The organism is Gemella taiwanensis, assembly GCF_054054385.1.
The window spans coordinates 70,177-84,459 of record NZ_JBSMTL010000006.1; the positions used below are offsets into that span (position 1 = coordinate 70,177).

Below are 14,283 nucleotides of genomic sequence, written 5' to 3' on the forward strand. Positions count from 1 at the left end.
GTTTTCAAATTTATTTCATCTTTTTATTATAACATATTTCTAGATATAACAGAAGAAAACCCAGTAAAAAAGACAACCAAATTAGGTTGTCTTAAATGATTTTCCGATAAGAAATGGGAAACTCTTATTGATTATTCGAGCTATTAATTCACAAAATATTATAGCTAATAATAATTCCACAATAGCTATAACATAGTTGCTGAAAAATATTCCTGTATATTTGCTAGATACTTGCTCCATAATTATATCAAGAATAAATAATACTATCGGAGAATGGTATGCATAATAAATTAGTGTGTTCCCACCGATTTTTTCCAATACATACAAACTAGGTATATTCACAAAAAATATTAAACTTGCCCATATACCAAAGAAAGCAGCAACAAAATACAAGAAAGTTGAATTAATCTGTTGATAATATAAATCTACTCTTGTATTATACACACCACACACTACGCTAACTGCTAATACCGGTATAAAATATAATTTCTTAAAATAGTTCTGTACGTTAGCTAGATTCTTTCTCAATATATAACCAGATAAAATAAAGATAGATGCATACGGTACAAGATCAAAACTCCAGATCAACCAAAATTCCATTGCATATAGTTTCTTTCCTAAGCTTCCACATAGTATAAGAACAATATATACAATCACATATTTATACCATGTATCACTATATTTTATCGCGAAATAACAAACTAGTTCTGCTAAAAAGAGTACATTTAAAAACCATAGTTGATAATACATATGCATTCTATCAGCTAAAATTAATGCTTTTATGAAATATAAGATATCTATCTTTAATATAAGTTGCGGTTGTAAAATAACAGATTTGATAAAAAATATAGAAATATTCATTAAAAAACACGGGATAACTATCGCTTTAAATTTCTTCGAAAAAAATTGAATGATAGAATCATACTTTTCAACATTTAAAGTCATTCCTGATAAAAAGAAGAATAACGGTATATGGAATATATACAATAATAATTTTACTTTAGCAGGAGTGTATCCCATATGACCAGCTATTACTAATATTATACAAAAAGCCTTTAACATATCTATATATTTAATTCTCTTATTACTCATTACTTATCACTCCTTAATAAATATACATTAATATCATTTGTAATATTGCTATCTTTTACGAAATAAACTTCTCTACCATAGTTCTCTTTAAATAGAATTTTTATTTTATCAAAAACACTAGAATCACTAGATAAAATAAATTTAATATTATTACTATTTACTGCACTAGAAAGTATATTATCTGTATCTTTTACACCAAATTCATTTAGTTTATCGTGATATCCTGGTGAAAAAGTTTGCCAAGTTCCAAAAGTAATTATATTATTCGTCAACTTACTTTTCTCAACAAAAACCTTACTAACATTCGGTTGTGAGCTAACTAAGTTTCCATACCCTGAAATAATATACAAATTATCTTTATTATTAATTAGTACATCATTATAATCCTTATTAAAATCGTACGAATTATAATTAAACCAATATAATTCATTATTCCCATAAGTTCCTATAGTATTCATCAATAATATGCAAGAAACTGTAAAAATAACATTTTCTAAACCACTTAATAATTTATAACTTCTTTTTATAAATAACTCATTACCATATACAATAAAAATAAATATAGACAGAATAATGATAGGTATATAAACTCTCTCTACTATCCTCTGCCTTACTATTAGTGCTATTAATAAAGCTATAGGACTGAAAAATAACAAATATCCATAAAAACTTTTTGATTTATAAAATAGAAAAACAAGAAGTACAAAAAATGTAAACAACTTATAAAACTCATTAGAAAAATACTCAATCGTTATCTTTTTAATCGAAACATTATACTTTTCTGATACTGACCTTACTTTATCAAGATTGTCTAACAGCTCGTTACTAAAGACTCGCTTTTCAGAGAGAATCCACGAATTATGACTTGCTAATGTGTTTTCAGTAACACCCATTCTATCAAGACTTTCTTTTTTTGCAGAATAATCAATAGCAGGATAGTCTCTAATCAATGTACTTTTTTCGTTCCATTCTATATACGATTTCTCAATATCATTACTTTGTATGAATAACCAATTCGTTAAGCTTACAATAAAAATTATACCAATTAGTATACCAGTTTGTTTTACCTTTTTATTTTTTATTAATTCAAATATAATTACAGCTAGGCATAGTATCAAAAGACTAGATATTATTTGAACTCTTAGAGAAATTCCTATAAATATAAGTATAGTTGGAACAACAATATTATTTTCTTTATATAATAAAAATATTCCAGATATAGCTAACAAGTAGGCAACCATAGAATATGTAAAATATTTTATCAAAGCAAATTCAATAACTAAAACAATTATCCATAGTACTATTTTATATTTTTTATCTCTAAGCAGATAAAGTAAACCTGAGAAACTTATACTATACATTAATACTAAGAATACAAAAAATATATTAATACTAGGAAATATACTTTGTAATATTGTTAGTGACTTTGTTAATATTATCCCCAAATATGGTAGTAAAGTATATTCTTTATTTAATATTGAATAATTAATTGTAACATCATCAACAGCGTGATAAATATAGCCATATAAATATCTATATAAAAACACTATCAATAATGTGATAACAAACGAAATTATTAGAGATATACCCTTCTTCACCACTTACTTTACCTCCTTTCACCTTAGATATAGTATTTGAATTTAATATCACTAGTATAATACTATAATTAGGTATTTATTTCAACTGCGGCTGGTAACTACAAAAAGCCTTAGCTCACCTAATCTGTGAACTAAAGCTCTTATTATATTAATTCTTTTTATAATATTTGACTATTCATCTTTCAAATCGCTTATAGGTGGAAGCGATGGGACCCATGCTCCGTCATTTCCTACATAGTAACGGCCACCATCCACATATCTATTAGTAACCATTCTTCCGTCTGATCCTAGCCAGTAGTTTCCTGCCCATGCGTTTCTTACTGCTGATCCATTTTTATAGAAATACCAAGATCCGCCTTCTTTTTGCCATCCTGATTTATTTCCGTAACCTTTTATCCATGCTCCGTCATTTCCTACGTAGTAACGGTTATTATCTACCCAGCTGTTTGTTACCATTCTTCCGTCTGATCCTAACCAGTAGTTTCCTGCCCATGCATTTCTTACTGCTGAATTGTTTTTATAGTAATACCAAGATCCGCCTTCTTTTTGCCATCCTGATTTATTTCCATAGCCTTTTATCCATGCTCCGTCGTTTCCTACGTAGTAACGGTTGTTATCTACCCAGCTATTTGTTACCATTCTTCCATCTGATCCTAGCCAGTAGTTTCCTGCCCATGCATTTCTTACTGCTGAATTGTTTTTATAGTAATACCAAGATCCACCTTCTTTTTGCCATCCTGATTTATTTCCGTAACCTTTTATCCATGCTCCGTCACTTCCTACGTAGTAACGGTTGTTATCTACCCAGCTATTTGTTACCATTCTTCCGTCTGATCCTAGCCAGTAATTTCCTGCCCATGCATTTCTTACTGCCGAACCATTTTTATAGTAATACCAAGCACCACCGCTTTTTACCCAACCATTTTGAGCATGTTGAGCACGTGGTTTATATTGTCCATTTGATTTACTGATTTCACATGCTATTCCATCACCATCTCTATCTAGATGTCTTGAATAACCTTCTTCTCCTACTCGAATATCTCCATATCCTTGATTCCACGCTTCTTTACAACTATGGAATGTAACTGCTTGTGCTTGCGAGCTTGCTACTTCTCCTATACCTGCTACTAATGACGCAACCGCCACAATACTTAATAATCTTCTTTTTTTATTCATTAATATGCTCTCCTTTATTATATTATACTGATATAATACTATATATTGTATCCATTTTCAAATATGATCATAAAGGAAATCTTAAGTAAGAAATATCTATTTGCCAAAACCTACATTATCTATATAATAAAACTCGAATCCAGGTTCCCCCAGACTCAAGTTTTATTGTTATTTAGTTTACATACCCCAGCGATTAATAAGGCTAATTTAGTTTACATATTCTAAGATAAAAGAAATAGGTACCTTCTTCCATAATAATTATCTCAGAATCTTTTGACCTACTCTACTTAATATTAAAGTTTTTCAGTACAATACTAAATGTAGTTAAATTATGTAGTAACGCTAGCAAGTTAGATGGCAATACATTTATCAGTCCTAGGAATATTAGTGAACTATTAATCGACACCGTACTTTTAACGTTATTACTCATTTGCACACGTAATTTTTTAGAAACATCCGATAATAGTAATAACGAGTTAAGTGAATCTGATTTTAGAACGACATCACTGATTTGTTTCGAAAGATCAGCACTTTCACTCATAACGATACTTACATCACTTTCCGATAGTGCAGCCGAATCATTTAGACCGTCACCTATCATAAGTACATGACGTCCTTTTTCTTTTTCACTCTTAATGTACTCAAATTTCGTAACTGGAGTCATACTTGTATATACTTCGTCGAAAGTAACATCATTTAAGATTTTCTTCGTTCTTACTTCGTTATCCCCTGTTAATAAGACAACTTTTTTACCGTTATTTCTAAGTTCAGTTAATACCTCATTCGCTTCATCTCTTAACGGTATATCTACACAGAAAATTGAAATTAATTGTCCTTTATACCCTAAGAATAATAGGTTATATTGTTCTTGTTTTTCAGCAATTAGTTGTTCTTGTTCAGCTGTGACAACTACATTTTCATCTTTTAATAATTGTCTACTTCCGATAACAACTTTTTCTCCATCAATATGAGAAACTATACCTTTTGATGCGATGTGGTATAACTCTGTATGCATTTCTTCATGCTCAATTCCATCTTCTTCTGCCTTACTCACAACAGCGCTAGCAATCGGATGATAAATATGTTCTTCTAAGCACGCTCCTATTTTTAATACTTCTTCATAAGAATACCCATAAAATGGTAACACTTCTTGAATATATGGTTTAGACACCGTTATTGTTCCTGTTTTATCAAAAACAAATGTATCGATATCCTCATATTTATCAAGAGTTACAGAATTTTTAACTACGATTTTCTTATCGATTAAGTTTTTAATAGTAGTTAAATACGCCACCGGTGTTGATAATTTCAATGCACATGAATAATCAACTAATAGGAATGAAATTGCCTTAGAAAATGATCTAGTAAATAAATACGTTAGTCCCATCGCTAAGAAATTGTATTTTACAATGCTATCAGCTAGTTTTATATATTTGTAGTGATATGCATCTTCTCTACTTTCAGAATCTTTCATCAATTGGATAAGATGATGGATACGACCATTAACCTGTGGGTTTTCGACTTTAATCTTAACTTCACCGTTAACAACTATCGTATTAGAATAAACTTTATCTCCGATATTTTTGACAATTGGGAAACTTTCTCCTGTTAATGAACTTTCATCAACACTAGCACCCTCAGTCATAACGATACCATCGAATAGAATTTCATTCCCTTCTGAAACTAGGATTACATCATCTGTTCTAACTTCTGAACAAGTTACTTTTCTATTTCCTTCTTCTTCAACAAGCCATACTTCTTTATCGATAGAAGTTAAACTTTGTTCAAGAACTTTAACAGACTTTTTCTCAGACCAATTGTTAAGTGATTCTCCAAGTTCTAAAATAAACATAATAGAACTTGCTGTATCTCTCGCACCTGTCGCTAATGATACAAGAATCGCCGCAGAATCTAATGTTTCCATAGTAACCTGCTTACGCGCTAGTAGTTTCAATGTATCTTTCAAATACCCTGAAGCTTTCCACCATGTATGAATCGCTCTTAGTGGAAGTGGTACGAATAATTTTGACATTGCACGCCAAAACAGAGCGTCCATTATTATCGAATAAGGACTTTCCTCAGCTTTAGCTACTGGATTCTCATAACAATTTTTTACTTTTTCTTTATCAACTAGTTTAAAGAACTCTTGTAAACAACTACTACTTCCTTCTTTAAAAATAACAACAAAAGTGTACTCATCTTGATAAAAGTCCACTTTTTGTATGTTTTCGATTTTGGCTGCTTGTTTTTTAAAATATACTTTTACATCTGGTGTTAAGCGAAAATCAGCTCTAACCCTCGCTCGGGCACTTGACAGATGCAGTATTTTAAAATCCATCTTATTTTGCCTCTAATTCTTGAAGATTGCTTTCTCTTTTTTCTTTTTCGTATAAGTCTTTAGCATCTGCCACTACATCATCAGCATGTTGCTTAATGTTTGAAACAGTTCCTTCTACGCCATCTTTTGCTTTATATAATTTTGATAAAACAACTGAATAACCTTTCTTAGCATCTTTGCTTGCTAAAAGTTTAAGACCGAAAGTTCCGAATGCTACTCCTCCTGCAAATACCCCTGGTGTTTTAAGTGCTGCTTTAGCAACTTTTAACGCTTTAATTGACATATTCAATTCCTCCTTATAAATTCATTATTATAATTCAATTATATCACTTTGCTAATTATATGTAAATCTAAACATATCAAGCTTTCACCTCTTATTTTTAATATTATAAAAATCTTTTAACTCGAAAATATTTTCACTTTTCTTTATTCTTGTATAGTCAAAAATTTAATGTTTTATTTTCTTATTAATAATTTTATAACTCCCTGTTTTTAAAGTATTTAGGTACATATTCATCTTTTTCTTTATACAATTTAACTCTAAAATTACCTATTTTCTAACATTTCCTAAAGCAACTTTACTCACCATGGTAATTTTTCTTCTCTATACTGTAGTGAACATAGTTGTTTATCAATGTAAAACATATAATTATTATTTATATTTTCTATCTTTTTTAAACATTAAAAATTCAGTTCTCTCTTTTATTAATTTGTGTTAGAAATGTTTTTAATCAATCGATAGGCTATTTATGTTATAATAACTATGTTAAAGAATGAGGGTAATTAGGCAAAATCAATTTCTCAGAAATCACGATTTTCAAGCTATCCTCTTTAAGATTAGAAAAATAGACTAAATCTATAATAAGGAGAAACTTATGATTTATATTATTGGACTTGGACCGAATGATAGTTCAAATATTAAAGAAAATATTAAACAACTTTTACTAGAAAATACTAATGCGAAGGTTATAGCACGCACTAAGGAGCATCCCGCGATTTCTTTCCTAGAAGATAACAACATCGAATTTGAAACTTGCGATAGATTTTATACAGAAAGTGAAAATTTCGAGAATACTTATAACGGTATTGCAAATTATGTTCTTGAACTTTCTGAAAATAGCGATGTAATGTATCTTGTTCCAGGGCATCCGATGGTTGCCGAGTTAACTACTCAACTTCTTATAAATAGCGGAAAAGATGTTAAAATTGTTGGTGGAGAGAGCTTTTTAGATTCTTGCTTCAACGCTGCACAGTTCGATCCTGTAGAAGGATTTTCTCTTGTAGATGCTACTGCATTAGAAACGTTAAAACAGGTTAACCCTCTACAACATCTGCTTATTACACAATGTTATGACGATTTGACTGCAGCGAATGTATCGGATGAGCTTATGTCTTTCTATCCTTACGACCATGAAGTTAAAGTTATCGAGCAAGCTGGTGCTGAATATGAAAAAATTTATACTGCACCTCTACATGAACTTTCAGCTGCGGTTGGTGAAGAAGTGAATAACTTACGCGCTTTATATATCGAACCATTAAAAGATGGTCTTAGCTTTAATATTAAAGACTATACTAAAGATTTCGATGAAAATGATGATACTACAGAAGCTGATTTAGTAGAGAAATTAGAAAAACTTGTGGCTGATCTTAAAGCTAATCTAGACAGAGAAGAAGACTATACAAGCGATAATTTAAAACTGCTGGCTGAGATTATCAACACATCACTTGATTTTACAATCGCAAGCGACAACTACTACGAACTTAGCGATATTCTTTCAGAAATGAAAGTAGATAGACAAAAATAATTTTATAATAAGGATAATAATATGGATAAGGTATTAGCTTTTAGCAAAAAATTATTAAAAGAAGTTATAGATAAAAATTCAATCGTTGTTGACGCTACTGCAGGAAATGGAAATGATACATTGTTTCTAGCGAAAACTTCAGCGAAAAAAGTTTATGCATTTGATATCCAACAATTGGCAATAGAAAATACAACAAACCTTATTAAAGAAGCAGAACTAGCTGACAAATGTGAGATTATTCTTGATTCTCATTTTGAATTTGACAAATACATAGACGAAAAAATCCGTGCTGTTGTCTTTAATCTAGGTTATCTACCCAATGCTGATCAAGAGATTACAACAATAGCTGAGACAACACTTGCGACTATCAAAAAATTTTTACTGCATCTAGAAGTTGGTGGCAGAATCGTCATCGTTGTCTACTGGGGTCATGAGAATGGTAAGGTAGAAAAAGAAGCATTGTTGAACGAACTTCAAAACCTTGACCAAAAAGAAGCTGAAGTACTAATTTATCAATTCATAAATCAGAAAAACAACGCTCCATTTATTATTGCGATTGAAAAAAGAAAGGAAATTTCATGCGAGAAATAGAAATAGAATTTAAAAACTTACTAAGTAAAAATCAATATGATGCATTATCTGATAAATATAACCTAAGTAATTCTGAAGAAATAATTAACAAAAATTTCTACTATGATGATGCAGATGAAAGTTTCAAAAAAATCGGAGCTGCACTAAGAATTCGATACACTAACAAAAAAATGGAGATGACTCTGAAAATAAAAGGTGAAACTCAAAATGTCGAAATCAACGTGCCTCTTGATGAAAGATATCCAAAAGAACCAACCGTACTACCGATTTTACCAAATGAGATTATCACAGAATTAGAGCGAATGAACGTGAAGATTAAAACTCCGATGCTAATTCAAAAAATAGAAACATTAAGACATGAAGTAACATTAGAAGACGGATTGTTGGTTCTTGATAAAACAGCATTTATTAACGATATCGTCGATTATGAATTAGAATTCGAGACGAAAGATTACGAAGCAGGACTAGCCGCATTTGAAAAATTATTAAAGGAAAATAATATAGATAAAAATCCAGCAAAACCTAAAATAGCAAGAGCTGTTGAGTATTCAAAACGATAAACAAAATAAAAAATTAATAAAATTAATATATAAAATATAGATTACAAGCATATTTCTGTACGACGATACAAACTTTTATATAATCAAGTAATATAATTTAAAACAACCTTCCATACACAAATTATTCAAAATAATATCTTTTGAGTAAATGCGTATAGGAGGTTTTTTATTATAACTTATTATGGGGGTGAGAGAGGCACTTACATCCTGATTTCAATATGGAAATTTTACCTGTTTTTTCCGTTTTGAATCATTTTTTTGAGCTCAAAATGGAAATTTTGCCTGTTTTTTCCATTTTTGATTACTTTTCTGGCCTCAAAATGGAAATTTCGACCTTTTTTTCCATTTTGAATTACTTTTCTGACCTCAAAATGGAAATTTTACCTGTTTTTTCCATTTTGAATATGTTATAATTATTAAAAATATATTAAAGTAGGTGATTTATATGAATAAATATTATCCACTAGAAAAATTATTTCATATGAATTTAGATATAGAAACTGAATATAACAATAGAATCCATTCTCCTTCTACTTTTGTTACTTCTCTTAAAATCAATCCCTTTATTAAGGGTATAAGAAAACCTGAAGAGTATCCATTATTTATATACAACTCTAAAGAACTAGTCTTAATTCTAGAGAAAATTTATAACAATAGTACCGAGATTATTGCTAAACAAAATATGCTTCCAAATGCTGCACAAGAGAAATTCTTTAATTTGTTGCTTATCAATGAACTTCAAAGTACTAATGAAATCGAAAGTATTCATAGTTCTAAAAAAGAAATTAGCGAAGCACTTTCTAAAAAAGATAGCAATTCTCCTAACATTAGACGTTTTGCTGGTATGGCCACACTATATTCTTATCTAGACAAAGAAGTTCAAATACTTGAACCTAAAGATTTCAGAAAGATTTATGATGTTCTCGTTGGGGATGAGGTTTCAAAAGAAAATGTTTTAGATGGAGAAGTTTTTAGAAAAGGAACCGTAAGTGTCTATGCTGGAAATGATATCATTCATCATGGTTTAGCAACTGAAGATAATATTAACAACGGACTGGCTGATTTAATTAGATTTATGAATTATGATAACTTGCCAAAGCTTTATAAAATTCTCATTGGCCACTACTATTTTGAATATATCCATCCATTTTATGATGGGAATGGTCGTGTGGGTAGATACTTACTTGCTAAGTCCCTTACAGGTGTAGTAGATATATTTACCGCAATTACTCTTTCATATAGTATTAATAGAAATAAAAATAAATACTATAAGAGTTTTGAAAAAACATCACACCCTTTAAACAAAGGTGATATGACTCTATTTGTTAGAGAAAACTTAGAACTTTTGGTTTCAGGACAAGAACATATATTATCTTTCTTAACAGAAAATATTGAAAAAATGTTCACAGCAAGAAACTATATTAACGAAAATATTGCTGATGATACACTTAAAAATATACTATTCTTACTTCTACAAAGTCATTTATTTAGTGCTAAAGATGCTTTAATAACCCATACTGAAGTATCTAATATTTTAGAAATTTCTACAAAAACTTTAAATAAATATTTAGAAGAAAATGAAGACAAGATTACAGTGATTAAGAAAAAACCAAAAATATATACACTTAGCGATGACTTTTTAGCTAAAATATTTGAATAAAAAAATCTGGGAACATATGAATCACTTTTGATTCACTTCCCAGATTTTCTATTTTTGTATATACATCTACAACGAATAGATTATCTACTGCCTCTTGTATGTACATGTGTTTGCGGTATAAATCTATCTCTTAATTAATCTTCTTTAAACTTAACGCCGTTATTTTTTAATTTCTGAATGACTGTAGCTCCTATGCCACCTAGTTTTTTCAGTTCTTTTTCTGTATAAGACTCAAGTATTTCTTTATTATATAATTCAGCATCGATAAACTTGTTTAATTGTCTTTCCATACCAGCAAAAACAGGATCTTTTTTCATCATTTCCTTGGAAATATTTAGACGTCCTTCCACTATCAGAACTACTCTATTTTCTATTACTTCTTTATAGAATTTTTCTAACAACTCATAATGGTATTTACTAGTCAGATAATCTTTAGCTATGCTAGCTGCAAAATGAATTTCGAAAACTTCTGGTTTTTGCAAATCTTTTTCATCTTGCAGAGTTCCCTCTATAAAGCTTTCAACTTTCTCAAAACCACCTTTAAAGATTATACCAATGTATTTATTAAGTTCTTTAAGCTTCGTCATATAATAATGAGCTTCGTCAAGTTTACCTTGATTTATACTAAAGATACTTAAAAGCAACAGCGTAGGCTCTGATTTTAGACAATCGAAACGTTTAATATGATTTCTCATCATGTCATCTCTATTTAGGCGAACATAAACATGTGTCAGTTCATCTGTAACCTCAGAAAAATCAGACGGACTAGCTTTTAACAAAAGTCCATACAATTTCGCAGCTTTTTCGTACATACCTGCTTTAACATAATACCCTGCAAGAGCATTCGCTAATATCATCTCTTCGGTATCTTCATCACTTTCTGAATATAAAATATCCTCTCCAAGCTCAATAGCTATCTCTATACCACTATGATTTTCCCCATGCAGTTCTCGTAAAGCATTAACCTTGTCAAAAACACTCATATCACTATCATCAATCGCATCGACAATATCACCAAGAGGGCCATCAACATCATAACCATCTTCAACCATATTATAAATATGTTCAAAAACCTCAATAGCATCTTCTCTATTAGGAAAATTCTTCCCCTCAGTTTCTAAAAATTCTTTAAGCAATAATTCAAATTTTTTATCACGTTTTACCATAAGTCATCCTCCATTAGCTCCATCTGGATATCAAACTCACTATCATCAGCAAACATTACACCATTCATATGCAAGTTCCTGATAGTTCTCTTACCTAAACCTTTTATTTTCAAAAACTCAGCCTTAGTAATTTCTAAGAAATCTTCTTTTGTAAGTAAAAAGTTCTCGTGCATAATTTTTAATTCAGTATCTCGAATAGCCATAAACGATCTATCTCGTTTCATATCAGCAACTGTTATTTCCTTACGATCCGCATATTTATCCAAATCATCTCCAATAATATATTCACTTTCCCTAACATGCATAAGAAAGTCAAAATAGTACTCTTTACTTAAGAAATAATCAAATTTCATGACAGTATTAAGAGCCTCTAAATACTTACAATCATCATCCGTACTAAACTTAATTAACTTAGGATTAGTTATTCTATCTAAAACATCAGAAATATATTTATTAACTTTAATCAATTTGTTGAAAAATGCAACAGCTTCTTTCTCTTCTCCCTGCATTAAATGGTAAAATACTTTTGATAATAACATAACCTCGTCGTCATTTTTACCATGTTTATTCGCCAGTTTATAGTAACGATTAATCTCTGTAAAATCATTTAATATAAGACTAGCTACTACTAAATTATGATACATCGGCATTATAACCTCATTGTCCATATCTAAAGCGAAATAAAACGGCTGATATGCATTCTGAACTTTATTATATAACTTATTTCCTAAATAAAATTCCGCAAGGTGATGACAGACTCTCAAATGAAGATAGTTAATCGGAAGTAGTTTACCATCAACAAAACCGTCCTCAAAAGTATATACTTCTTCTTTTAGTCGTATTAATTCTTGTTCAATTTTATGTTCCGTACAATCTTTACTAACTATTTCCCAAACCCTAGCATCTACGTTGTACTTAGATAAATCTATAGCTTTTTTTACATTAGCTTCATATTTAGGATCTTCAAAATTCTCAATAAATTCTGCAAAAAGTTTCATCGATTCATTAAAATCAGACTCAATCTCTTTAGAAGAGAACTGTATTTCACCATAACCTTGATTGAGATTAAAATCTCTATACTTACGACTTCTTATTCCTGTATATCCTTTTCTATTAACAGGAAATTTTATAATTTTTTTACTATTCATGCCTATCCCCTCCCTTTTATGTTTTGAGTAATTCTATAAAGTTTACAGCGATTTCAACAATCATCTTTCGTAAGAAAATCTTTATAAAATTCACTACCTTTCCAACTTCATTCTACATCAAAACACAATATAATACAAACATAACAGTTAAGAAATAATTAAATTAATAAATAAAAAATAATTTATTACAATTAACATAAAAATAATCTTATTCTATATTTTCAAAATAAAAAAGGCTGATAATTAGCAATCAACCTAAGTAAATAAAACATATATTAAAAAGCCAATTGAAGAACCAGTTCTTATTGTCAATTAATTCGAAGAGATATTCCTCTAATTCTCTATCCATTTACATAATCTTAAAAATATAACTTTCATTATAATTATAAATAGAAAACCTTTTCTGATATGACTTCTAGTGCTATAATAAAGATAGGCTACTAGCTCCAAAAGGAGGTGGTTGCATGTACGATATAATCGTCCAAATTCTTGTTGGACTATTTGTGGGAATTGTTCTCCTATTTATAGAATATTTTTATTTCCTAAATGATAAAAACAACAGGAAAAAGTAGCCCTATTTAGGCACGACGTACATGTTATTCACTCATGTATGAATATTTATTCTCATACAAAGTAGTATGTTAATACATATAAAAAAGCAACTGAATCGCCTTTCAGTTGCTTTTCGTGATCACATGTGAATATAATCGTCCAATTCACTTATCTATATTCTACCATATATCTTTTCTAGTTGTCAATTAATTCAAAGAGCTCTACTCCTCTTATTCTGCTACTATTTATATAATCTTAAAATTATAACTTTCATTATAACCACGAAAAGAAAACCTTTTCCGATGTGACTTCTGGTGCTATAATAAAGATAGGCTACTGGCTCATAAAGTAGCCTTTTACAAAGTAAACAAAATAAAATTTAGACGCAGTGGTTTATTGATATCTAAATTCGCTTTGCAAAAGCTTTTTAGATATCTAATAACCTGTGCGGGGGCAACTCGACAAAATCGATTTTGATGTGTACCCAAAATTCTGGACACATATATATTTAGTTTAGACAAGTGGATGTTATCCTGTATTGTACAGGAGGCATCCATTTTGTTTTTGATTGAATTCTCTTGTTGTTGTAATAATTTA

13 protein-coding genes are annotated in these 14,283 nt (G+C 29.8%); 4 read left to right on the top strand and 9 right to left on the bottom strand.

Going from position 1 to position 14,283, the window contains the following annotated elements; genetic code table 11:
- Positions 1 to 81: 81 nt before the first annotated feature.
- The 5 genes from ACWOA3_RS05935 to ACWOA3_RS05955 all read right to left on the bottom strand — a co-directional run bounded on the left by ACWOA3_RS05935 (position 82) and on the right by ACWOA3_RS05955 (position 6,487).
- Positions 82 to 1,092: an acyltransferase family protein gene (locus ACWOA3_RS05935; protein WP_456884664.1), complete on the bottom strand. Its 1,011-nt coding sequence runs from the start codon at positions 1,090 to 1,092 to the stop codon at positions 82 to 84.
- Positions 1,092 to 2,690 carry a hypothetical protein gene (locus tag ACWOA3_RS05940; protein ID WP_456884666.1) on the bottom strand — a complete coding sequence of 533 codons (1,599 nt, stop codon included), beginning with the start codon at positions 2,688 to 2,690 and terminating at the stop codon, positions 1,092 to 1,094. Before ACWOA3_RS05940 ends, ACWOA3_RS05935 begins: the two co-directional genes overlap by 1 nt.
- A 171-nt stretch (positions 2,691 to 2,861) precedes the next feature.
- The gene (locus ACWOA3_RS05945) at positions 2,862 to 3,866 is read right to left on the bottom strand and encodes an excalibur calcium-binding domain-containing protein (protein WP_456884668.1); all 1,005 of its coding nucleotides are present in this window, start codon (positions 3,864 to 3,866) and stop codon (positions 2,862 to 2,864) included.
- Between the two features lie 283 nt (positions 3,867 to 4,149).
- Positions 4,150 to 6,204, bottom strand: coding sequence for a heavy metal translocating P-type ATPase (locus ACWOA3_RS05950; RefSeq protein WP_456884671.1), 2,055 nt, complete (start codon positions 6,202 to 6,204; stop codon positions 4,150 to 4,152).
- 1 nt (position 6,205) lies between these two features.
- A complete protein-coding gene (locus ACWOA3_RS05955) occupies positions 6,206 to 6,487 on the bottom strand; it encodes a DUF6110 family protein (RefSeq protein ID WP_271964942.1) in 282 nt (93 codons plus the stop codon).
- Positions 6,488 to 7,079: 592 nt separating this feature from the next.
- Here ACWOA3_RS05955 and ACWOA3_RS05960 point away from each other — a divergent pair.
- The 4 genes from ACWOA3_RS05960 (at position 7,080) to ACWOA3_RS05975 (ending at position 10,820) form a co-directional block, all read left to right on the top strand.
- Complete coding sequence (locus ACWOA3_RS05960) at positions 7,080 to 8,009, top strand: SAM-dependent methyltransferase (protein WP_456884675.1); 930 nt, start codon at positions 7,080 to 7,082, stop codon at positions 8,007 to 8,009.
- Between the two features lie 21 nt (positions 8,010 to 8,030).
- Entirely contained in the window at positions 8,031 to 8,600 is a 570-nt protein-coding gene (locus ACWOA3_RS05965) for a tRNA (mnm(5)s(2)U34)-methyltransferase (protein ID WP_456884679.1), read from the top strand.
- Positions 8,588 to 9,160: a CYTH domain-containing protein gene (locus ACWOA3_RS05970; protein WP_456884681.1), complete on the top strand. Its 573-nt coding sequence runs from the start codon at positions 8,588 to 8,590 to the stop codon at positions 9,158 to 9,160. Before ACWOA3_RS05965 ends, ACWOA3_RS05970 begins: the two co-directional genes overlap by 13 nt.
- A gap of 445 nt (positions 9,161 to 9,605) precedes the next feature.
- Positions 9,606 to 10,820, top strand: a complete 1,215-nt coding sequence (locus tag ACWOA3_RS05975; RefSeq protein ID WP_456884683.1) for a Fic family protein — start codon at positions 9,606 to 9,608, stop codon at positions 10,818 to 10,820.
- On the opposite strand, the gene ACWOA3_RS05980 is transcribed toward ACWOA3_RS05975, so the two are convergent.
- The 4 genes from ACWOA3_RS05980 to ACWOA3_RS05995 all read right to left on the bottom strand — a co-directional run.
- The gene (locus ACWOA3_RS05980; RefSeq protein WP_456884684.1) at positions 10,804 to 10,926 is read right to left on the bottom strand and encodes a hypothetical protein; all 123 of its coding nucleotides are present in this window, start codon (positions 10,924 to 10,926) and stop codon (positions 10,804 to 10,806) included. The two genes, ACWOA3_RS05975 and ACWOA3_RS05980, sit on opposite strands and share 17 nt — an antisense overlap.
- A 28-nt stretch (positions 10,927 to 10,954) precedes the next feature.
- The gene (locus ACWOA3_RS05985; RefSeq protein WP_456884686.1) at positions 10,955 to 11,986 is read right to left on the bottom strand and encodes a hypothetical protein; all 1,032 of its coding nucleotides are present in this window, start codon (positions 11,984 to 11,986) and stop codon (positions 10,955 to 10,957) included.
- Entirely contained in the window at positions 11,980 to 13,134 is a 1,155-nt protein-coding gene (locus ACWOA3_RS05990) for a hypothetical protein (protein ID WP_456884689.1), read from the bottom strand. The genes ACWOA3_RS05985 and ACWOA3_RS05990 overlap by 7 nt, the downstream gene beginning before the upstream one ends.
- A gap of 1,060 nt (positions 13,135 to 14,194) precedes the next feature.
- A partial coding sequence (locus ACWOA3_RS05995) for an IS3 family transposase (RefSeq protein ID WP_456884698.1) occupies positions 14,195 to 14,283 on the bottom strand: 89 nt, incomplete at its 5' end.

Bases quoted from the DNA above. Each gene is read 5' to 3' on its own strand.
- ACWOA3_RS05935 (WP_456884664.1), bottom strand. From the start codon at position 1,092: ATGAGTAATAAGAGAATTAAATATATAGATATGTTAAAGGCTTTTTGT.
- ACWOA3_RS05945 (WP_456884668.1), bottom strand. From the start codon at position 3,866: ATGAATAAAAAAAGAAGATTATTAAGTATTGTGGCGGTTGCGTCATTA.
- ACWOA3_RS05950 (WP_456884671.1), bottom strand. From the start codon at position 6,204: ATGGATTTTAAAATACTGCATCTGTCAAGTGCCCGAGCGAGGGTTAGA.
- ACWOA3_RS05955 (WP_271964942.1), bottom strand. From the start codon at position 6,487: ATGTCAATTAAAGCGTTAAAAGTTGCTAAAGCAGCACTTAAAACACCA.
- ACWOA3_RS05960 (WP_456884675.1), top strand. From the start codon at position 7,080: ATGATTTATATTATTGGACTTGGACCGAATGATAGTTCAAATATTAAA.
- ACWOA3_RS05965 (WP_456884679.1), top strand. From the start codon at position 8,031: ATGGATAAGGTATTAGCTTTTAGCAAAAAATTATTAAAAGAAGTTATA.
- ACWOA3_RS05970 (WP_456884681.1), top strand. From the start codon at position 8,588: ATGCGAGAAATAGAAATAGAATTTAAAAACTTACTAAGTAAAAATCAA.
- ACWOA3_RS05975 (WP_456884683.1), top strand. From the start codon at position 9,606: ATGAATAAATATTATCCACTAGAAAAATTATTTCATATGAATTTAGAT.
- ACWOA3_RS05980 (WP_456884684.1), bottom strand. From the start codon at position 10,926: ATGTACATACAAGAGGCAGTAGATAATCTATTCGTTGTAGATGTATAT.
- ACWOA3_RS05985 (WP_456884686.1), bottom strand. From the start codon at position 11,986: ATGGTAAAACGTGATAAAAAATTTGAATTATTGCTTAAAGAATTTTTA.
- ACWOA3_RS05990 (WP_456884689.1), bottom strand. From the start codon at position 13,134: ATGAATAGTAAAAAAATTATAAAATTTCCTGTTAATAGAAAAGGATAT.